The 20,529-nt window shown below is 50.1% G+C and carries 16 protein-coding genes; 8 read left to right on the top strand and 8 right to left on the bottom strand.

Annotation, left to right across the window (positions count from 1 at the left end; all coding sequences use genetic code 11):
- The first annotated feature begins 497 nt into the window (after positions 1-497).
- The 6 genes from HOY33_RS02630 to phoH all read left to right on the top strand — a co-directional run bounded on the left by HOY33_RS02630 (position 498) and on the right by phoH (position 9,439).
- Positions 498-1,709 carry a FliC/FljB family flagellin gene (locus HOY33_RS02630; protein ID WP_172288273.1) on the top strand — a complete coding sequence of 404 codons (1,212 nt, stop codon included), beginning with the start codon at positions 498-500 and terminating at the stop codon, positions 1,707-1,709.
- Positions 1,710-1,873: 164 nt separating this feature from the next.
- Complete coding sequence (locus HOY33_RS02625) at positions 1,874-5,200, top strand: tetratricopeptide repeat protein (RefSeq protein WP_216660362.1); 3,327 nt, start codon at positions 1,874-1,876, stop codon at positions 5,198-5,200.
- Positions 5,201-5,283: 83 nt separating this feature from the next.
- Positions 5,284-6,450: a nucleotide sugar dehydrogenase gene (locus HOY33_RS02620; protein ID WP_172288269.1), complete on the top strand. Its 1,167-nt coding sequence runs from the start codon at positions 5,284-5,286 to the stop codon at positions 6,448-6,450.
- A gap of 390 nt (positions 6,451-6,840) precedes the next feature.
- A complete protein-coding gene (locus HOY33_RS02615) occupies positions 6,841-7,563 on the top strand; it encodes an RNA polymerase sigma factor FliA (protein ID WP_172288267.1) in 723 nt (240 codons plus the stop codon).
- Positions 7,564-7,615: 52 nt separating this feature from the next.
- Positions 7,616-8,125 carry a flagella biosynthesis regulatory protein FliZ gene (gene fliZ, locus HOY33_RS02610; protein WP_172288265.1) on the top strand — a complete coding sequence of 170 codons (510 nt, stop codon included), beginning with the start codon at positions 7,616-7,618 and terminating at the stop codon, positions 8,123-8,125.
- Positions 8,126-8,650: 525 nt separating this feature from the next.
- Positions 8,651-9,439 carry a phosphate starvation-inducible protein PhoH gene (phoH, locus tag HOY33_RS02605; protein ID WP_172288263.1) on the top strand — a complete coding sequence of 263 codons (789 nt, stop codon included), beginning with the start codon at positions 8,651-8,653 and terminating at the stop codon, positions 9,437-9,439.
- Positions 9,440-9,504: 65 nt separating this feature from the next.
- On the opposite strand, the gene rplY is transcribed toward phoH, so the two are convergent.
- The 3 genes from rplY to HOY33_RS02590 form a co-directional block, all read right to left on the bottom strand.
- On the bottom strand, positions 9,505-9,789 hold the full coding sequence (rplY, locus tag HOY33_RS02600) for a 50S ribosomal protein L25 (protein WP_172288261.1): 285 nt from the start codon (positions 9,787-9,789) through the stop codon (positions 9,505-9,507).
- 136 nt (positions 9,790-9,925) lie between these two features.
- Positions 9,926-11,686 (bottom strand): DEAD/DEAH box helicase, encoded by a 1,761-nt coding sequence (locus tag HOY33_RS02595; protein ID WP_172288259.1) that lies wholly within the window; start codon positions 11,684-11,686, stop codon positions 9,926-9,928.
- 3 nt (positions 11,687-11,689) lie between these two features.
- Positions 11,690-11,929 carry a YecH family metal-binding protein gene (locus tag HOY33_RS02590; protein WP_172288257.1) on the bottom strand — a complete coding sequence of 80 codons (240 nt, stop codon included), beginning with the start codon at positions 11,927-11,929 and terminating at the stop codon, positions 11,690-11,692.
- A 269-nt stretch (positions 11,930-12,198) separates the two neighbouring features.
- On the opposite strand from HOY33_RS02590, the gene rsuA reads away from it, so the two are divergent.
- Together rsuA and HOY33_RS02580 are read left to right on the top strand one after the other, a co-directional pair.
- Positions 12,199-12,894, top strand: coding sequence for a 16S rRNA pseudouridine(516) synthase RsuA (gene rsuA / locus HOY33_RS02585; protein ID WP_172288255.1), 696 nt, complete (start codon positions 12,199-12,201; stop codon positions 12,892-12,894).
- Positions 12,895-13,343: 449 nt separating this feature from the next.
- Positions 13,344-13,688 (top strand): YejG family protein, encoded by a 345-nt coding sequence (locus HOY33_RS02580; RefSeq protein ID WP_172288253.1) that lies wholly within the window; start codon positions 13,344-13,346, stop codon positions 13,686-13,688.
- A 68-nt stretch (positions 13,689-13,756) separates the two neighbouring features.
- Here HOY33_RS02580 and yejF read toward each other — a convergent pair whose 3' ends face one another.
- The 5 genes from yejF to mepS form a co-directional block, all read right to left on the bottom strand.
- The gene (yejF, locus tag HOY33_RS02575; protein WP_172288251.1) at positions 13,757-15,346 is read right to left on the bottom strand and encodes a microcin C ABC transporter ATP-binding protein YejF; all 1,590 of its coding nucleotides are present in this window, start codon (positions 15,344-15,346) and stop codon (positions 13,757-13,759) included.
- A 1-nt stretch (position 15,347) separates the two neighbouring features.
- Positions 15,348-16,373 (bottom strand): ABC transporter permease, encoded by a 1,026-nt coding sequence (locus HOY33_RS02570; RefSeq protein ID WP_172288249.1) that lies wholly within the window; start codon positions 16,371-16,373, stop codon positions 15,348-15,350.
- Positions 16,370-17,467 carry a microcin C ABC transporter permease YejB gene (locus HOY33_RS02565; protein ID WP_172288247.1) on the bottom strand — a complete coding sequence of 366 codons (1,098 nt, stop codon included), beginning with the start codon at positions 17,465-17,467 and terminating at the stop codon, positions 16,370-16,372. Before HOY33_RS02565 ends, HOY33_RS02570 begins: the two co-directional genes overlap by 4 nt.
- A gap of 9 nt (positions 17,468-17,476) precedes the next feature.
- Entirely contained in the window at positions 17,477-19,276 is a 1,800-nt protein-coding gene (locus tag HOY33_RS02560) for an extracellular solute-binding protein (RefSeq protein WP_371734376.1), read from the bottom strand.
- A gap of 328 nt (positions 19,277-19,604) precedes the next feature.
- Positions 19,605-20,189, bottom strand: a complete 585-nt coding sequence (gene mepS / locus HOY33_RS02555; RefSeq protein WP_172288243.1) for a bifunctional murein DD-endopeptidase/murein LD-carboxypeptidase — start codon at positions 20,187-20,189, stop codon at positions 19,605-19,607.
- Between the last annotated feature and the right edge of the window lie 340 nt (positions 20,190-20,529).

Below are 20,529 nucleotides of genomic sequence, written 5' to 3'. Positions count from 1 at the left end.
CACTGGCGGTTCGGGAAAGGGGGCGACCGCCGAAGGAACCGCGCCAGCGGCGTGATTTCAGCCACAAGCCCGGGTTCGTAGGGTGGCGGCGTTTGAACCACCCTGCGTCGGGCGCGTACTACGACGTAGCAGAGAAATGGTGGCTTTATCGCGCACGAAATATTCTCGATATAACATATTCCAATTTATGAGGCCCCCACAGCGCACAGAAGCGCATCTCCTGCACCGAGCTGCCATTTAAAGCAGGTCCCTACCAACGGCCGCAGGGACGACGGAAATGAGGGCCAGCGTAAAAACGTAGAGACGGCGGAATAAACGTAATAAAAGCACCGAGCAGCGGAATAAAACTCCTCCTGACGTAAAAATTTTTTAAATTAAATGCTAAAGGTTAGAAAGGTAACGCCGATATCAGAGAGGACGGTGGTAGACGCCGTAGGCAGTTAAGCCTGAACCTTTATTGCTAAACATCCACTGGATGATTAAAAGGAACTCCTTATATGGCACAAGTAATCAATACCAACAGCATCTCGCTGGTTGCACAGAATAACCTGAACAAGTCTCAGGCATCACTGAGTACGGCGATCGAACGTCTGTCTTCCGGTCTGAAAATCAACAGCGCGGCCGACAACGCCGCCGGTCAGGCGATTTCTAACCGTTTCACTTCCAGCATCAACGGCCTGACTCAGGCTTCCAGCAACGCCAGCGACGGTATCTCTTTGGCGCAGACCACTGAAGGCGCGTTGAACGAAATCAACGATAACCTGCAAGCTATCCGTACCCTGACCGTACAGGCGCAGAACGGTACCAACAGCTCTTCCGACCTGACATCTATCCAGGACGAAATCACCCAGCGTCTGTCTGAAATTGACCGTATCTCCGAACAGACCGACTTTAACGGCGTAAAAGTACTGGATGGCAGCAAGACATCTGTTTCCATTCAGGTTGGTTCGAATGATGGTCAGACTATCACTATTAATCTGTCCAAGATCAACAGCTCAACGCTGGGACTGAGCACGTTTAACGTGTCTGGTCCGGCGGCAGGCACAATTAGCGCTGCTACCGCAACAAACTTCAAGGCAGCTTATGGCACGACGACTGCCGTTACTGCTTCTACTGTAACTGCGACCGGTACTACAACTGATGCCGCGAAAGCCGCCTTTGGTCTGAGCAGCACGACTTCCGCTATCACAGTAGCAGGAACGGCTCAGGTGGATGCCAATGGTAACTGGTTTGCCAAAGTGACGGTGACTGCTGGTAATCAGACTGATTCTGATAATCTGGCATTGCGTGGCATAAGTGTTGAAGCAGGCGCATCAGCGTCGTTCTATGTTGCTATCGATCCGGCTGATGCTGACACCGCTACTGCCGCCGGTACTGCTGCGTTTACATTAACGGCGGATGATCTTACTGCGACTACGTTGCAATCTCAGGCCACGGCCGACCCTCTGGCGAAGCTGGATGAAGCCATTTCTACGGTTGACAAATTACGTTCTAATCTGGGTGCGGTACAGAATCGTTTCGAGTCCACCATCAATAACCTGAGCAGCACCACCACTAACCTGAGCGAAGCCCAGTCCCGTATTCAGGACGCCGACTACGCGACGGAAGTGTCCAATATGAGCAAGGCGCAGATTCTGCAACAGGCTGGTACTTCTGTGTTGGCTCAGGCTAACCAGGTACCGCAGACGGTACTGTCTCTGCTGCAATAAGTTAGCATCAATCGCAATAATTAAGCGACATAATGACGGGTGTTATACCCGTCATTTTTTTTTATGTGCACTATACTGCGTATCTCTTTGATTTATAGAATCCTTGTTCACAAGTATATCGATATAAATCAATCCATTGTCGCCAGCCAATTAAAACGTCGAATATGAAAAAATTATCCAAAAGCCCATGGGGTATGAGCAAAAAAACGCACCAGTTACGCGTAAGCAATAATATACAGCGTGCGATTGGATTGGTCTTATCTCAGCCGGAGAAAGCGTTCGAGATAGCTAAAGAGAGTCTGCGCGACAATGATAAGGATCTATATTCACTGATCGTCGCCGGACGGGCGTTGCAGCAGCTTGATAAGCTTACTGACGCGGAAGAGTATTTTGATAAAGCGGTAAAATACCATCCAGATCATATGGATGCGCTCTATGCCAGAGCGGATCTGTACAATATAGTCGGCCGGTTGGATGAAGCTGAAAGCGTGCTGACTGGTGCATTAAAGGTTGAGCCACAGAATGGTGAATTACTCAGTCTTCAGGCGTTGGTACTGAAAAAACAGCATAAGTATGATCAGGCTGAAGCGTTGCTGGAAAAACTGACGAAGCTGGAACCGGGCAACTATTTGCATTGGAATAATCTGGGAACGCTGAAACTGGATTTCGGCTTATTCGAAGAAGCGGAATATTGCCTGAAGAAAAGTGAACGAGTTTCTAAATATTATTATCCCTTTTTTAACCGCATCACTACTTGGCACTACTGGCCTGATAAGAGTGCGGAACAGATTCTGGCGCTGTGTAAAGTCTGGCAATCGAAGTTTTTGCCGGGTGACAAGACTGTTCGCGCCGAAGCCAGCAGTAAAACCAAAACCGCTGATAAACGCATTCGTATCGGCATGATTTCCGACGGTTTTCGCAATCACCCTGTAGGCAGCATGATTGTGTATGGGTTGTCGCATGTTCCGACAACGCAGCTGGAGTTTTATGCCTACAGCACTAACCATATGGATGATCATATTACCCGGCGGATAAAAGCGCTTTGTTCGCGGTGGAAAGTGATTGCAAACGTTACCGACGACGCACTGGCGCAGCAGATTCGAGAGGATGGCGTTGATATTCTGTTCGACCTATGCGGCTATAACGCCAACAGCCGTATGCTGACCATGATGAGGGAACCGGCGCCTATCCAGATAAAATGGGTAGGGGGATTAATCAGCAGTACCGGTCTTGCGGCGATGGATTATCTGCTGAGTGACAGTATGGAAACGCCGCCGGGCGTGGACGGACTTTATACCGAAAAGTTGATTCGTATGCCGGATGATTATATTTGCTTCGATCCGCCAGCCTATCTGCCGCCGGTAACCACGTTGCCAGTGGCCCAACAAGGCTATATTACTTTCGGCTGTTTTAACAATTCTTCTAAAATCAATGAAATTTTGCTGGAACAGTGGGCAAAAATTTTGCATGCGGTGCCGGATTCGCGCTTATTTTTGAAAAGTTCTCAGTATAGCAGTGAGAAACTATGCGAAAGAATTTATGCCACGCTGCAAGAGCATGGTATTGCGCGCGAGCGGATAAAAATTGAGGCTTATTCACTGCATAAGGAATTACTCTCCCGATATAATGAGGTTGATATTGCGCTGGATCCTTGGCCCTATTCCGGCGGATTAACCACCTGTGAAGCGATGGCTATGGGAGTGCCGGTGGTGACGCTGCCGGGCCCGACGTTTGCTGGCCGTCATTCCGCGACCCATCTGGTGAATGCGGGTATGCCGGAGCTAGTGGCGAATAGCTGGGAACAGTATATTGATATTACCGTGGGGCTGACGCGGGATTTGGCGAGTCTGAGTGTAATTCGCCAGCATCTGCGCGATATTCTGCTGGCATCTCCTGTTTGTGATGGCAAACGCTTTGCCAAACACTTTTCCGATGCTATGCGTGCCGTTTGGCAGCGTTATTGCGAAGGCAAAAAACCTGAGGCACTAACGTTAAGCAACGATTTTCAGCCTTATTTCCATGATGATAAACAACCGGTGACGTTGCAGCATCCTGTGGCGGAGGATTCCGGCAAAAATAACGTGGATGAGGCGTTCAGTTTTAAATTGGAAGGGAAAGTTATTGCCCTCGATGATGGCGGTAATGTTGCGGTAAGCCCTGCGTTTATTCCGTTGGTCGCCACAGAAGCGTTTCATTTTGTTATTACGGATCTTATCGGCAGAGTTCAACATAGCCATTTGCCGTTGCGAAAAAATGGTATACAGCATATTAAATTTCATGGACTGGGGAATGGGCAGCCAACGCCCGTTTATATGTGTCTTGCCGAAGAATACAGCAGTAGCCTAAAACCACTGATAACGCAGGAGCAACGGGTAATAGCGGAAGTAATGACGCAAACGGTAAAACTCGATCACATCGATGGGCTGGAACAACTTGATTGGCTTATTCTGGATAATCGTTACGACATTGGTAAAGTGATTGCCCATGGCGAGCGCATACTTTCGAATTGCCCTGTCGTTGAGGTGCGTATCAGTTTCGCTGCAACGCATCAGGAACAAAGGTTATTCAGTGATATTACCGTATTGCTGGCACAGTACGGTTTTGCTTTCCATTCGCTGGCTAAAGTCGAGTATGCATCACCAACCCATATCGATGAGCGGAATACGCTGCCATCTTCAAGAATGCTGGCCGCCGCAGCCATCTATGTGCCGAATGATGCCCGGTTACAGATGATGACGGCAAACCAGCGTGAGAAATTAGCGTTTATTATGCACACGGCTTACCGGGCGCATGATTTTGTCTATTCAGTATTGAAAATGGACTCCGAAGAGAGAGCTAAATGTTATTTTGACGACAACAGTGCTACCAAAGCCGATCGTGCATCTCCGGCTACGCCGGAGATGAGGGGTATACCCCTCATTCCTGATAGACCAAGGATGTCAGAAAAGGAAACGCAACTGTTTGAACGCTATCTGAAACAGGCTAAATCTTACTTTGAATTCGGCAGCGGCGGTTCGACCAAGCTTGCCGCCAGAAATAACGTGGAAGTATTCGGTGTTGAAAGTGATAAGCAATGGGTAGAAACGCTTAAAAAAGAGGTCGGCCCACTCTGTAAAGTTGAGTACGTAGATATTGGTCCGACACAGGCGTGGGGATTTCCGGTTGATAATACGCATCGGGAAAAATTTTCGGATTATAGTGAAGCGATTTTGCTACATGATAGCGCTTTTGATTTTATTCTTGTCGATGGGCGTTTTCGCGTTGCCTGTACGCTGAATACGATAAAACATACATTACAAAAACAAAAAAATATTACGGATACGCTGATCTTCATTCATGACTTCTGGAACCGGCCTGATTATCATGTCGTGCTGACGTTTTTAGACATGGAAGAGAAGGCTGAAAGTGCAGGGGTTTTTAAGCTAAAAAATCATATAGATATTGCATCGCTTAATAACATGCTGGAAGAGTATAAATATATTCCCCAGTAAAATAATATAAAGGCACCTGACTTCGGTGCCTTTTATCCAAGATATCATATTAATTCTCTTTATATGTATAAAATGGGGCTGTCATGAAAATAGCCATTGCCGGAACTGGATATGTTGGATTGTCTAATGCGATGCTTCTGGCTCAGCATAATGAAGTTGTTGCTGTCGATGTCGTGGCTGCAAAGGTTGCAATGCTGAATGATAAAGTATCTCCTATCGTTGATAAAGAAATTGAAGATTATCTTCAGCACAAGGCATTGAATTTCAAAGCAACATTGGATGCGTCGGTTGCATATCAAGATGCGGATTTTATTATTATCGCCACGCCTACCGATTATGATCCGGAAACGAATCATTTTAATACGGATTCTGTCGAATCAGTGATACGGCAGGTGCTGTCCTTGAATCCCAATGCGGTGATGGTGATCAAATCAACAATACCGGTTGGTTATACGCAGGAAATAAAAAGTAAATTTAATACGGATAATATTATTTTTTCACCGGAATTCTTAAGGGAAGGGAAAGCCCTGTACGATAATCTTTATCCCTCTCGTATTGTGGTCGGTGAGCGTTCCGAGCGTGCTGAGAAATTTGCGCAGTTATTACTTCAAGGAGCGGTTAAAAAAGATGTACCTGTATTATTTACTGAGTCCACAGAAGCAGAAGCGATTAAGTTATTTTCCAACACCTATCTGGCAATGCGTATCGCTTATTTTAATGAACTGGATACTTATGCCCAGTCTTTAGGCCTGCAAAGCAGACAGATTATCGAAGGTGTCGGGTTGGATCCAAGGATTGGAAATCACTACAATAATCCTTCATTTGGTTATGGTGGCTATTGTCTTCCCAAAGATACCAAACAGTTGTTAGCGAATTACGCCAGTGTTCCTAACAATATTATTCAGGCTATCGTGGCTGCGAACAGTACGCGTAAAGATTTTATTGCCGAGTCAGTAATAAAGATGAAGCCGAAAGTCGTCGGAATTTATAGACTGGTGATGAAAGCTGAATCTGATAATTTTAGAGCTTCTGCTATTCAGGGGATAATGAAACGGATAAAAGCAAAAGGTATTGAGGTTGTTGTTTACGAACCCAATTTGCATGATAAAGACTTTTTCCGCTCCCGAGTTGTTAACGATTTAAATGAATTTAAGTCATTATCGGATGTCATTTTGGTTAACAGAATGTCGTCGGATCTCTTGGATGTCGCAGATAAGATTTATACTCGAGATATCTTTGGTATAGATTAACGTTAAATTTGTAAGTAACCACGCTGCAACTGGAATCCGTTTCGTTTGTCAATATGGAGGCTGATCTGCTTTATTCTACCAGTACTACACAGGGCCTGCCGTCTAGTGGTGCGGCGTGATTTTCTGCGAAGCACCTTCATATTTTTTATCTTATCGCGCCGTTTTCCTCATATTGCCGACACTTTGGACAAGTTGGCCATCGGCAGGCGCAAATGTCTTCAGGCCGCGACTTGGCTGGCGTTTTAACCAATGGCAATAGCGGACGTTTAGCCGCGCGGATACGAGCATATCCTAAATAGGGTGCCTTTTCTGGCGCTATTCAAGCGATTGGCGACCCTACTCAAAAGCATAATAGTGTCGATAACACTATCATCGTAGGTATTTGTCACTGTGAGCGATCTGTATACCGCCGAAGGCACAATGGATAAGAGCGCACTTTGGAAGCGCTATGTTCCTTTAGTGCGTCATGAAGCCTTGCGTCTACAGGTTCGTCTCCCCGCGAGCGTTGAGCTTGATGATCTGTTGCAGGCCGGCGGTATCGGTTTGCTTAGCGCGGTTGAGCGTTACGATTCACTGCAAGGTACGGCGTTTACGACGTATGCGGTTCAGCGAATCCGTGGTTCAATGCTGGATGAGTTACGCAGTCGCGACTGGGCGCCGCGCAGTGTGCGGCGTAATGCGCGGGAAGTGGCACAAGCAATGCAACGAGCTGAACAGCAGCTGGGCCGTGCACCAACGGAGCAGGAAGTTGCGCAGTCTTTGGACATCACGCTGGAAGACTATCGTCAGATTTTGCTGGATACCAATAATAGCCAGCTTTTTTCTTACGATGAGTGGCGTGAAGAACATGGCGATAGCGCAGAAGCGTTGTTGGAAGGGAATGAAGATGCCAATCCGTTGCATCAACTGATGGAAGGTAATTTACGCCATCGGGTAATGGAGGCGATTGAAAACCTGCCTGAACGCGAAAAATTGGTGTTGACGCTTTACTATCAGGAAGAGCTGAACTTGAAAGAGATCGGTGCGGTGCTGGAAGTAGGGGAGTCACGGGTCAGTCAGTTGCATAGCCAGGCGATAAAGCGCCTGCGCGTAAAATTAATGAACGATGTTTAATTTAGCTGCGTAGGGATCGTGTTATCACAAGTATTTGTCATGGAATGGATTCATGCCTCTATCAATTCGGAAGAAACAGCTTCTCAGCCGTTATCTGAAAGATTTCAAACATAAACAAACACATTGCTCGCATTGTAATAAACAACTTGACCGCGTTTCGTTGGTGTTTCGTAATCAGCTTATTAATAAAAAATCGGTAGGCGACATCGATAGGTTAATTGACGACGAAACATGGTCAGGTCTGCAACAGGAGCTCATCCCCCTCTGTCGTTTTTGTAGCGAAATATTATGCAATATGCAGGCTAACTATTTCGATATAAAAGCGTTCACCCAATACCTCATTGAACAGACGGAAGTCAGGCACAGCACACTGCGTGAATATGTGATTCGGTTGCGTCGTTTAGACGAACTGCTGACGGCAAGAAATTATCCCATAGAACGGTTTACCAAAGAAAACCTACAGCAATATATTCACGATTACCTCCCCGAAATCGACAATAATATCTATAGGAGCGCGTTGCGAAAATACGATCAATATCTGGATTGGCAGAAGCACTACTGATCGATGCCATCTTTTTTTATACCCGAAGGTTGCCGGATCGTGGTATCCCGACTATACGTAAATGTTATGGCAGTGTGAAAAAGCTTGCAAGATAGGGGCAAACTATTGCACTGTCATACTACTGCAATCATACAGCACTAATTTTTAGTCTAATGGTTAACAGTGGTTCTAATGCGGTCAATCATTATTCATTGGAATAGTTGTTGTCACAGTGAGGAACGCGGATGGTAATGTCCTGCTTTGGACTACGTTGTCGAAGTTTGTCGACTCGCCGATGCGAGGGATTTTCCTCCCACCTTTTTTCTACACTGCGCTACCTGTTGTTAACCCCATTTTCTTGTTCATCCGTTCCGTCTGGTTATTCCTCATTGATTATTCCATCCAACCGGTCTGCGTACCGTTCCGGTTTGCATGTTGTCTATTCTGTTCTCATCGGCTTAATAAGGAAGCCAAACCTCGTTGTGAGTGAAACGTCACGCGCTGCTGCGGCAGTGCGGTAAGTGAAACAAACTGTAAGGTGCCACTATGGGAAGACAAAAAGCAGTGATCAAAGCACGTCGTGAAGCGAAGCGCGTTATTCGGCGCGAATCGCGTAGTCATCGTCAACGTGAGGAAGAATCGGTCACTTCTCTGGTTAATATGGGCGGGATTGAATCGATAGGTATGGCGCGGGAAAATCGCGACACCTCTGTCATTGAAGCCCGGACACTAGCCCAGGAGCATTACTTGTCTGCAATAGAGAATAAACAGTTAATCTTTGCCACCGGTGAGGCGGGTTGTGGCAAAACGTTTCTGAGCGCGGCCAAGGCGGCGGAAGCGCTTATTCATAAAGAGGTTGATCGTATTATTGTAACCCGGCCGGTATTACAGGCCGATGAGGATTTAGGCTTTTTACCCGGAGATATTGCCGAGAAGTTTGCGCCTTATTTCCGTCCGGTTTATGACGTGTTATTGCGACGGCTGGGCGCGTCGTTTATGCAGTATTGTTTACGCCCGGAAATAGGCAAAGTGGAAATCGCGCCGTTTGCTTATATGCGTGGTCGGACGTTTGAAAATGCGGTCGTGATTCTGGACGAAGCGCAGAATGTGACGGTTAACCAAATGAAAATGTTTCTTACTCGTTTGGGAGAAAATGTAACGGTAATTGTGAATGGTGATGTGACGCAGTGCGATTTACCTGCCGGCGTTAAGTCCGGGCTGCGCGATGCGCTGGAGCGTTTTGCGGAGGACGATATGATTGGCGTGGTGTCTTTCGGTAAACAGGATTGCGTGCGCTCTGAACTGTGCCAGCGTACCCTCAATGCATACGGTTAGTCATGATGACAAAAAACGCCGCGAAAGCGGCGTTTTTCCCGGCGTCCCGGATGACTTCAGCGTAATTAAACGCGAACGAAGTCGATGTGAGTCAGTTTTGGCTTAAATACGTGACGCTGCACAGCCTGAACTCGCACCTGAATTTCTTTACCATCGATAGACAGGATAACGGTTTCACCGTAGAAACCTTCTTTCAGTTCCTGGTTTTTTACTACATCGTGATCCAATTCGATAGAAATCGGCGCTTCTGAACCACCATAAACGATGGCTGGGAATTTGCCAGCGGTACGCAGGCGGCGGCTCGCACCCTTACCCTGCTCTTTACGTGCTTCTGCTTTGATAGTAATCATTTTTTACTCTACTTAAGATAAGTAATCCTGCTACAGGCGACCCAGCAGCAAGTTGGGTTGTTCTGCTTTTGCGGTACAAAAGCGGGCTGAATTTTAGCGGAATATGGTGCGTCGGGCAAATAAAACCGCGAATTAGTTAGCCCCGCAGTTCGTTTGCGCGGCGAAAACGGCCCTGATAATCGAACATTTTTTCCCGGATCTGCCAGAATTTCCCCTGTTTGCGGGCGACGACAAAGTCGGGGGGGCGCAATAGAGGCTGTTGCGCCAGAATATCCGCCGCCGTTTGCCAGACCATAGGGACGCCCGGCGCCCGTTGATGAATGCGTAAAAAATTCAGTTGAAAGACATGGCGTTGGGCCGGCGTTTGCAGGCGGAAGCGTTCACTGACCTCTGCGCCATCTTCGTCATGGTAGGTGATTTTCAGCCATTCTCCTTTGGCGTCTCGTCCGGGCGTGAGCTGCATTCCGCTACAGCGTAGCACCAGCGCGTCTTTTAGCTTCAGCGCGGCTTTCAACATATCGTCAGGATCGACCAGCACGTCCTCGCACTGATGGCAGCGGCGGGCGGCAATATCGTTTTCGGCGCCGCAGTGCGGGCAGACTTTAAAACGGAATCGATAATCACACTGCCGGCGCGGGCCGTCGTCCGGCTGTTCCCAACCCTGACAGCGACGACCGTAATGTTCGATGACCTCGCCATCCGTCGTCGTTTTCCCCCAGAATAAATTCGCAAACCCGCACTGCGGGCAAAATACCTGAACGGGCTGGCTATCGGCGTGCGGTTTGCTGTTTCCGACCTCCGGCGTGTAGAGGTCGTGGGGATTGCCGGCGTAGTCGAGAATCAGGCAGTCGGTTTTGCCGGGAGACAGGCGTAGGCCCCGGCCTACGATTTGCTGATATAAGCTGACGGATTCTGTCGGGCGCAATATGGCGATCAGGTCAACGTGCGGCGCATCAAAACCGGTGGTCAATACGGCAACGTTGACCAGATAGCGTAACTGCCGTTGTTTAAAGGCCTCGATAAGGGCATCCCGCTCCGCGGAAGGGGTCTCGCCGCTGACCAGCGCCGCCTGATCGGCCGGTAATAACGCATGGATCTCACGGGCATGTTCCACGGTTGCGGCGAAGATCATCACACCAGCGCGTGTCTGCGCGTAGTCCACTATCTGGCTGATGATATGCGGGGTGATGCGCTGCTGACGTTTTAGTTCACGATTAAGATCGACCTCGCTGAACAGGCCATGACTTCTGGCCGCCAGTTTGTTGAAATCGTATTTGACAATGGGCATGTCCAGCCGTTCAGGCGGCACCAGAAACCCATGTTTGATCATGTAGCGCAGCGGCAGTTCATAGATACAATCGCGGAACAGACAGTTTTCGTCGCCGCGAATCATGCCGTGATAGTGATATTGATAAATCCAGCCTTTCCCCAGCCGATAAGGCGTGGCGGTCAGTCCTAACAACCGCAGTTGCGGATTGGTTTGTTGAAGATGCTGGATAATTTGCTGATACTGGCTGTCGTCGTCATCGCTGATACGGTGGCACTCATCAATGATCAGTAATGAAAAGGCGTGATCGAATTGATCCAGATTACGCGCGACGGACTGTACGCTGCCGAATACGACTTTTCCCCGGCTTTGCCGCTGCCGGAGTCCGGCGGCGAAGATGTCGGCTTCCAATCCCCAGGCGCGGTATTTGGCATGATTCTGCGCCACCAGTTCTTTGACATGCGCCAGAACCAGCACGCGGCCGCGTGCCAGTTTGGCTAATTCGGCGATGACCAGGCTTTTACCCGCCCCGGTGGGCAGTACAATGACCGCCGGTTGGGCGTGACGGCGAAAATAGTCGAGCGTAGCGGATACGGCCTCACGCTGATAGGGCCGTAGGGTAAACGACATCGTTTAGTGCTGACAGATTTTGCTGGCGCTGGTGGTAAACCCGGTATCCAGCGGAATAAACTTGCCTCGCTCGGCCAGAAACTGTACCAGCATGGCGGCGCTCATCTCCGCGGCTGAGCAAGTGTGGAAACGTGCGTCGCGGCCAAAACGGCGCTCAATGGCGGCGATAAGTTGCTCGGTGGTGAAAGATTCACCGGTAGCGATCATCATTTGCAAGACTTCATGGCCGTGAATGGATGACATATCTTAACCCTCAACGTAAGCAATTGTGCTTATTATGCCTGTTGCCGATGTCCGGTGCGATAGCGCGCGTGAGATATCCGCTGACGATTAGCGCGGCGGCAAAGCGGAATGAGCGTCGTTGAATTCTAGTACCTCGGCTAACGCCCCGTTATACTAGACGATTCCGGCAGCGGGTCACGTTGCTCCTTTTTCATTTTCATGAGTACGGCACGCTGACGCAAGGTGCGGCGTGTGTCGCTCTCATGAGTTAAACAGTCAGTTGGTCTTTAATGCGATTGGACAAGTTTTTATCCCAGCAATTGGAAATCAGCCGTTCGCTGGTGGCGCGCGAACTGCGCGCGCAGCGGGTCACCGTTGATGGTGAGGTGGTAAAAAGCGGCGCTTTTAAGCTGTTGCCTGAACATGAGGTGGCGTTTGATGGTAATCCGTTGATACAGCAATCCGGGCCTCGCTATTTTATGCTGAATAAACCGCAGGGCTATGTGTGTTCAACGGAAGATCCCGATCATCCGACCATTCTGTATTTTATGGATGTTCCCGTCGCGTATAAGCTGCATGCGGCAGGGCGTCTGGATATCGATACCACCGGGCTGGTGCTGCTGACCGATGACGGACAGTGGTCGCATCGTATTACTTCGCCTAAGCATCACTGTGAGAAAACCTATCTGGTGACGCTGGAACAGCCATTAAGCGAGGATACCGCAGCGCAGTTTGCCCACGGCGTGCAGTTGCATGGCGAGAAGCATTTAACCAAACCCGCTACGCTGGAGCGGATAACGGATTATCAGGTGCGTCTGACCATCAGCGAAGGGCGTTATCATCAGGTGAAAAGGATGTTCGCCGCGGTCGGCAATCGTGTCGTACAACTGCATCGTGAGCGTATCGGCGATATCATCCTGGACAGCGCATTAGAACCGGGCGAATACCGGGAACTGAGCAGCCAGGAAATCGCCGGCATCAGATAAACCGTCTGCATAAGCGCTACGCCAAGTCGTTGCGGCCCATTCTAATTTTGTGACAGCGAGCGGTCGTCGGCTGTCACATATCTTTGTTTTTCCCGCTATTCATTCCCCGGTTGCTCCGATATGCCTTGGACACATCTGCGTTCGGTAGGTTAATTTGTTTTATATATGTAAAATATATGACTTATAAGTGAACAAATGAAGTGAAAGGGGTTGAGGTATTACGTGGAAAAGGTTACATATAGCCTGAAAAGAAGCGTAATTTGTGATCGCTCTAACATTAATGTGTCTTGCTGTAACCTATATCAACATGTGTAGAGGCTTGTTTGAGTCGATCCTGTTGCTTTTTATAGCCTTAAAAAGTGGCAAAAGATGTGGCGCTCAGGCTACTATGATAAATATGTTATTGTATTGTGAATTTGCAGTAAAATTTAACCTGAGGAAGAACAGTAGTGGATAACTTCCAACTTTCGGTGGTGCATCGTTTGCCGCAAAGTTATCGCTGGTTATCGGGTTTTGCCGGTGTAAAAGTTGAACCGATTCCGTTGAGCGGCAGAGATGAAGGCAATAATCTGATTGGTCTCAAATTGTTGAGTCACGATGGCGATGTCGCGTGGAAAATTATGCACCAGTTGAATCAGTCTCTGAGCGAAATTCAGGTTGAGTGCGCCGTTGTGGAGTGGGAAGGCGAGCCTTGCCTGTTTTTACACCGTAATGATGAAAGCACGGTTATGTGTCGTTTGAAAAATGTCGGCGTGGCGATTGCTGAAACCGTGTCGGCACAGTATCCGTTTTGAGCGGCAACATCCGTCCCCCCGGCATTGCCGCGCTTCCTGGTATATCGTGGTTTAATGCCCGTCGTTTATTACGACGACAATTGCAACAGTTCCCGCGTGTAGTCTTGTGCCGGATGCGTGAATACCTGCCGGCAGTCGCCTTGTTCCACCACTTCGCCTTGTTTTAGCACGATAACCTGATGACACAATGCCCGAACCACCTGTAGATCGTGACTGATAAACAGATAAGCCAGCTGGTGCTTCTGCTGAAGCGACTTCAGCAAGGCGAGTATCTGAGCCTGCACCGTTCTGTCCAACGACGACGTAGGCTCATCAAGGATCAGCAGTTCCGGTTGCAGGATTAGCGCCCGGGCAATCGCAATACGCTGGCGCTGTCCTCCTGAAAACTCGGAAGGATAACGATGACGCGTGGCCGGATCTAATCCCACCTCCTGCATGGCCTCAATCACCCGCTGTTCCCGCGCCGCATTGCTGAGTTTTTGATGTACGGTCAGTCCTTCTGAAATAATCTGTTCGGCGTTCAGCCGCGGGTTCAGCGCGGAGTTGGGATCTTGAAAGACCACCTGGATCCGCCGCCGGAAGGGCAACATCCGCTGGCGGTTAAATTCATGCAGCGGCTGGTTATCAAACCAGATTTCTCCGCGGGAACGCAGCAAACGTAGTAACGCCAGCCCGGTGGTGCTTTTCCCCGAACCGGATTCGCCCACCAGCCCCAGGCTTTCTCCCCGCCGCAGCGTGAAACTGATATCTTTAACCACCTGTTTTTCATCGACGGTGCGTCGCAGCAGGCCGCGTTTGACGGGGAAGGAGACTTGCAGCTGATTAACCCGCAGGATTGGCGCCTCTTCGCTGGTTAACGGCTGTGGCTCACCGGAGGGTTCGGCGTCCAGCAACTGACGGGTATAGGGATGCCGGGGGGCGGCAAATAGCCCTGCGCAGGTGTTGCGCTCAATGCATCTGCCCGCCTGCATGACGGCCACGTTATCGGCTAAGCGCCGGACGATATTCAGGTTGTGGGTGATGAATAACAGACTCATCCCCAGTTCCTGTTTCAGCTCGTCCAGCAGCTTCAGAATTTGCGCCTGTACGGTAACGTCCAGCGCGGTGGTGGGTTCATCGGCGATCAATAGATCGGGCTGGGTCAGCAAGGCCATGGCGATCATCACCCGCTGCCGTTCGCCGCCGGAAAGCTGGTGGGGAAAATCGCCTAACCGGCTTTTGGCCTGCCGAATGCCCACGCGATCCAGACAGGAAACCACCTCGCTGCGGGCAACCTCATTACGCATTCCCCGGTGCAGCGATAGCACTTCGACTAACTGTTTCTCAATGCTTTGCAGCGGATTGAGCGAAACCATCGGTTCCTGGAAGATCATGGCGATGCGATCGCCGCGTATCTGACGCAGTATTTTCTCCTCAGCATGCAGCAGCGACTGGCCGGCGAACAGAATATCACCCTGCGGATAGACCACCGGGGGGGACGGGAGTAAACGGAGAACCGACAGCGCGGTGACGCTTTTTCCCGAACCCGATTCGCCAACCAGCGCCAGCGTTTCACCGGCATTGACCGTCAGCGAAAGTTGGTCGACTACCCGCTGTTCCTGCGTTCCGCTGCGGAACGCGATGCTGAGATCCTGAATATGTAATAAAGGAGATGACATATTAATGCGCCTTGCTGGGGTCAAAGGCGTCGCGCACCGCTTCGCCGATAAAAATGAGTAATGACAGCACAATAGACAGCACCATAAATACGGTAATGCCCAGCCAGGGAGCCTGGAGGTTGTTTTTGCCCTCCAGCAATAACGTGCCTAATGAGGGGGAGCCCATCGGCAAACCAAATCCCAGAAAGTCCAATGAGGTGAGCGTGGTGATCGAACCGCACAGAATAAACGGCAGATAGGTCAGCGTGGCGACCATCGCGTTGGGCAGCATGCAGCGATACATAATAACCCGATCGCTGACGCCCATCGACTGCGCCGCGCGGATATAGTCGAAATTGCGGGTGCGAAGGAACTCGGCCCGCACCACGCCCACCAGGCTCATCCAGCCGAATAATACGGTAATGCCCAGCAGCCACCAGAAATCAGGCTGAATTACGCTGGAAAGCAGAATAATCAGAAACAGCGTAGGCATACCGGACCAGACCTCGATAAAACGCTGCCCCCACAGATCCAGTCGGCCGCCGTAATATCCTTGCGTTGCCCCCGCGGTAATGCCAATCACGCTGGAGAGCGCGGTCAGCGCCAGGCCAAACAGCAGCGAGATGCGAAAGCCGTATAACACCTGAGCGACGACATCTTTTCCCTGGCTGTCCGTTCCCAGCAGGTTGCGCCATGACGGCGGCGAAGGGAACGACACGGTGGTGGCGTAGTTGATGGTGTCGTAGTTATAGCGAACCGGCGGCCACAGCGCCCAGCCGTGAGCGTCAAGGCGTTGCGCGATATAAGGGTCGCGGAAGTCCGTCGCGGTATCAAACTGGCCGCCAAAAGTCGTTTCGCTGTAGTCGACGAAAACCGGCGCATAGAGTTGGCCGTCATACTTCACCAGCAGCGGTTTGTCATTGGCGATCAGTTCTGAGAACAGGGAGACGATAAACAGCGCCAGAAAGATCCACAACGACCAATATCCCCGGCGATTACTTTTAAAACGCGCCCAGCGCGCCTGATTAATCGGGCTTAATCGGCTCATTGGCGTCCCTCGAAATCAATACGCGGATCAACCAGCGTATAGGTCATATCACTGAGGATATTCAATAACAAACCGATCAGCGTAAAGATGTAAAGCGTACCGAACATCACTGGGTAGTCGCGTTGCAGCGTGGCGTCATAACCCAACAGCCCCAGCCCGTTCAGCGAGAACATCACTTCAATTAACAGCGAACCGGTAAAAAACATGCTGATAAAGGTGGCCGGGAACCCGGCAATCACCAGCAGCATGGCGTTGCGAAAAACGTGGCGATAGAGAATGCTTTTCTCATCCAGCCCTTTGGCGCGCGCGGTGACCACATACTGTTTCCGGATCTCGTCCATGAATGAGTTTTTGGTCAGCATGGTCAGGGTGGCGAAACCGCCGATCACCGAGGCCAACACCGGCAAGGCGATGTGCCACAGATAGTCGGTTACTTTGCTGTGCCAGGGCAGGGTGTCAAAATTGCTGGACACCAGACCGCGTAAAGGGAACCAGTCCAGATAGCTGCCGCCGGCGAACAGAACAATCAACAGAATGGCAAACAGAAAAGCCGGAATGGCATAGCCGATAATGATCAGCGTACTGCTCCAGGTGTCAAACGGCGTGCCGTTTTTCACCGCTTTCTTGATCCCGAGAGGAATGGAAACCAGATAAATGATCAAGGTGCTCCACAAGCCCAGGGTAATCGAAACCGGCATGCTTTCCTTAATCAATTGCATTACCGACGATCCGCGGAACAGGCTGTCGCCGAAGTCAAAGCGCATGTAATCCCACAGCAGCTTGAAATAACGTTCATGAATGGGTTTGTCAAAACCGTAGCGCCGAGTGATTTCTTCAATCACTTCCGGATCCAGCCCGCGCGCGCCACGATAGCTATTTTCGATAGACGGCGCGCCGTTTCCGCCTGAACGGGCGATGCCGGCATCAATGCCGCCGCTGGCGGTGAAACCGCTGCCATGACCCATTTCAATCGCGGCGATGGCCTGATCGACCGGGCCGCCCGGCGCGATTTGTACAATAAAGAAGTTGATGGTGATAATCGCCCACAGCGTCGGGATCACCAATAAAAGACGGCGTAACAGGTAAGCGCCCACGTTGACTCCTTAACGTCGCTCTGCCGGCAGTGTTGCCGCGTGTTTAACATCGTACCACCAGCTATCAAAACCTAACGAGTAGGCCGGGCGAATAGCCGGCATGGCAAACTTATTCCAGTAGGCAAAACGGTCATGATTGGAATACCACATGGGGATCATAAACTGATTCCAGGTCAGCACGCGGTCCAGCGCCCGGCCTAACGACAGCAGCGGGGCTTTCTGTCCCTGATGTGCGACGATCGCCTCAATCAGTGAATCAACGGCCGGATCGTTCACGCCGGGCGTGTTGTAGCTGGAATCGATATAGTGCGAGTGCCAGCGTATTTGCAGGTCATCATTGGGATAGAGAACGGCGCTGTATAGCGTTGGCAACATATCAAAATCACGCTTGCGCAGGCGGCTGGTGAATTGCGCGCTGTCAATATTACGCACGGTCATGTTGATGCCCAGCTTTTTTAAATTCTGCTGAAAAGGCAGCACATACAGGGAATTCGCCGCGCTGGGCAGCAGCAATTCGAAAGTAAACGGCTTGCCGGTGTGGCGGTTAACCAGTTGCTGATTTTTCAACTCCCATCCGGCCTGCTCCAACAGTTTCAGCGCTGTTAACCAGTTCTGCCGATCGTAGCCGCTGCCGTCGGAAGAGGGCGATTGATAACGGGGGCCGAACACCTCGGGGGGAAGCTTATCCTTCAATGGCGTCAGCCAGGCCAATTCGTCGGCGCCCGGCTCCCCGGCGGCGGCATACTCGGTATTTTGAAAATAGCTATCGGCGCGCTGATAGGCGCTATAAAAAAGCGCTTTGTTCATCCAGTTGAAGTCGAATGCCAGCGTCAGCGCCTGGCGCACCCGCCGATCGCTGAATATTGGCCGTTGAATATTAAAGGCCAGCCAGCGGGTATCCTGTGCGGACTGGTTTTCCTGATCCTGCTTGAGAATGTAGCCGCGTTCAAAGTTGCCGCCATGATATTGCGTCGCCCAGTGTTTCGGCGAGCTTTCCACCCGCATATCGAACGCTCCCGCTTTAAAGGCTTCCATCGCCACGCTGTCATCCAGATAGTAGTCATAGCGGATGGTGTCAAAATTATACTGGCCTTTGTTCACCGGGAGATCGGCGGCCCAATAGTCTTTCACGCGTGAATAGGTGACGTATTGTCCGGTACGGTAAGCGGTGATGCGGTACGGGCCGCTGGCCGGAGGAGGATAGGATAACGGCTCGCTAAAATTATGATTTTTCCAGAACTTCTCCGGCATGATAGGCAGCGAGAGCAGGCTGAACATGCGGTTTTTATCAGGGACGGGAAAATCAAAACGCACGATAAGCGGCGCCACGGCTTTGGCGGTAACCCCTTTGAAGTAGAGACGAAACTGCGGCACACCCTGCGTCATAAACATATTGTAGGTAAACGCCACGTCGGCGGCGGTAATCGGCGAGCCATCATGGAAACGCGCGTTGGGGTTCAGCGTGACTTCTATCCAGTGAAAATTGGCGTCGTGACGGGTTGATTGGGCCACTAACGGATAATAACTGCCGGGTTCATCGTCGGAGGCGACAAACAGTGAATCATAGAGACGTTCGGTACGAACCGCCGCCACGCCACGCAGAGCATAGCGGTTAAAGTTATCGAATGTGCCAAGTGCGCTGAGCGTGATACTGCCGCCTTTCGGGGCATCGGGATTGACATAGTCAAAATGACGGAAATCGGCGCGGTATTTAGGTTCACCCAAAAGCGCGAAAGCATCGCTGTGCCCAATAGTTTCGGTTTCGGCATACGATCCCAGGGACAGGGTGTAAAGTAATACGGCAGTCATGACACGTTTCAACATCTTAACGGTAATCTCCTGCGGATGAATTCGATTTACCCAAGGCCTGTGTTCAGGCGTGATTTTCTATAGAGGTTTTTAACGTCATAAAGTTCTTGAAACAACAGGCATTATCATTACCTCCCTAAACCCGATTTTCCACTTTTACCACGAATTCCACCCATAGACCTACCATAATCATCATCTGACCAGGGCGTAGCTACGCTGAGCGCAAAGCGCCGTCGGCGCGGGGCAAATAAAAAACGCCGCTTATTGCTAAGCAGCGTTCCATCATCTCGTTTGGTATTGTACATCGTACATCAAGGGGAGAAATCGATTAGCTGTTCGTTCCTTTGCTCAGTACGCGCCGGGCTTCGTGATAACGTTTTTTCCAATAGCTTTCATCCATATTGGAAATCATCACGCCGCTGCTGGTTGAGGCATGAACGAACTGGTTATTACCGAGATAAATACCGACATGGCGCCCGGTTGAACCGGCACGGAACAGGACAAGATCGCCGGGACGCAGTTTAGCGGGTTGGATCTTCTGGCCGATTTCTTGTTGTTCGTAGGTTGAGCGGGGTAAATCCATACCGAACTGTTCGCGGAACGTTCGTTGAACGAACGCGGAACAATCGATGCCGCGCTTGCTGTCGCCGCCTAAACGGTAGCGCACACCTTTCCAACTGGCATATTGGTTAAGTAACTTGGATTTGATATCCACGTTACGAACTAATGCTTCAAATTCATCCTGAGAGGCTTGCAGTAAAAGACCGTCTTTATCATTGACTGCATGCATCTCAGTTTGAGCATTTTGATTGTTAGATGCACTGTTGCTACCACATGCGGAAAGCGTTATTGCTATCGCCACGGCAGGCAACGCCCGCCAGATATATCTCAAAATCGGTTGAGACTTGACCATTATTGTTATGTTCCCTTGAAGTCCTTAACGATAAATACCGTTATGTAATAAATGCCAAACGAAAACGAGATTCAGATTAAAGCAGAGTTCCCGGTTCACCAAATGCGCAACGGTGAAAACGTGCCGGAATGCACATTATTTTCTTATTTCCGCTAGTTCAAGGAGTGGAAAAAAGCAAACTTCGTTGAGACTACCGTATCGATAAACAGATTGCGAGCAGTTTTAACTATTTTATTTATAAGATTTAATGATGAAATTAGCAAAAAAAACGATGTAAAAAAAACTCAAATAACAGCACTTTTTGTTGAGGAAATGTGTCAGTAAAGAATCTCGTGCTGGT

Source organism: Brenneria sp. hezel4-2-4 (assembly GCF_013155275.1).
Classification (GTDB): Bacteria; Pseudomonadota; Gammaproteobacteria; order Enterobacterales; family Enterobacteriaceae; genus Brenneria.
Note: the sequence above shows the minus strand (reverse complement) of the source record. Positions and strands in the feature narration are given on the sequence as shown.

Excerpts from the sequence above, each read along its gene's own strand:
- HOY33_RS02625 (WP_216660362.1), top strand. The coding sequence starts at position 1,874 with ATGAAAAAATTATCCAAAAGCCCATGGGGTATGAGCAAAAAAACGCAC.
- HOY33_RS02620 (WP_172288269.1), top strand. The coding sequence starts at position 5,284 with ATGAAAATAGCCATTGCCGGAACTGGATATGTTGGATTGTCTAATGCG.
- HOY33_RS02590 (WP_172288257.1), bottom strand. The coding sequence starts at position 11,929 with ATGTCATCCATTCACGGCCATGAAGTCTTGCAAATGATGATCGCTACC.
- phoH (WP_172288263.1), top strand. The coding sequence starts at position 8,651 with ATGGGAAGACAAAAAGCAGTGATCAAAGCACGTCGTGAAGCGAAGCGC.
- rsuA (WP_172288255.1), top strand. The coding sequence starts at position 12,199 with ATGCGATTGGACAAGTTTTTATCCCAGCAATTGGAAATCAGCCGTTCG.
- HOY33_RS02570 (WP_172288249.1), bottom strand. The coding sequence starts at position 16,373 with ATGAGCCGATTAAGCCCGATTAATCAGGCGCGCTGGGCGCGTTTTAAA.
- rplY (WP_172288261.1), bottom strand. The coding sequence starts at position 9,789 with ATGATTACTATCAAAGCAGAAGCACGTAAAGAGCAGGGTAAGGGTGCG.
- mepS (WP_172288243.1), bottom strand. The coding sequence starts at position 20,189 with ATGGTCAAGTCTCAACCGATTTTGAGATATATCTGGCGGGCGTTGCCT.
- HOY33_RS02595 (WP_172288259.1), bottom strand. The coding sequence starts at position 11,686 with ATGTCGTTTACCCTACGGCCCTATCAGCGTGAGGCCGTATCCGCTACG.
- HOY33_RS02560 (WP_371734376.1), bottom strand. The coding sequence starts at position 19,276 with ATGACTGCCGTATTACTTTACACCCTGTCCCTGGGATCGTATGCCGAA.
- yejF (WP_172288251.1), bottom strand. The coding sequence starts at position 15,346 with ATGTCATCTCCTTTATTACATATTCAGGATCTCAGCATCGCGTTCCGC.
- HOY33_RS02630 (WP_172288273.1), top strand. The coding sequence starts at position 498 with ATGGCACAAGTAATCAATACCAACAGCATCTCGCTGGTTGCACAGAAT.
- fliZ (WP_172288265.1), top strand. The coding sequence starts at position 7,616 with ATGCCTCTATCAATTCGGAAGAAACAGCTTCTCAGCCGTTATCTGAAA.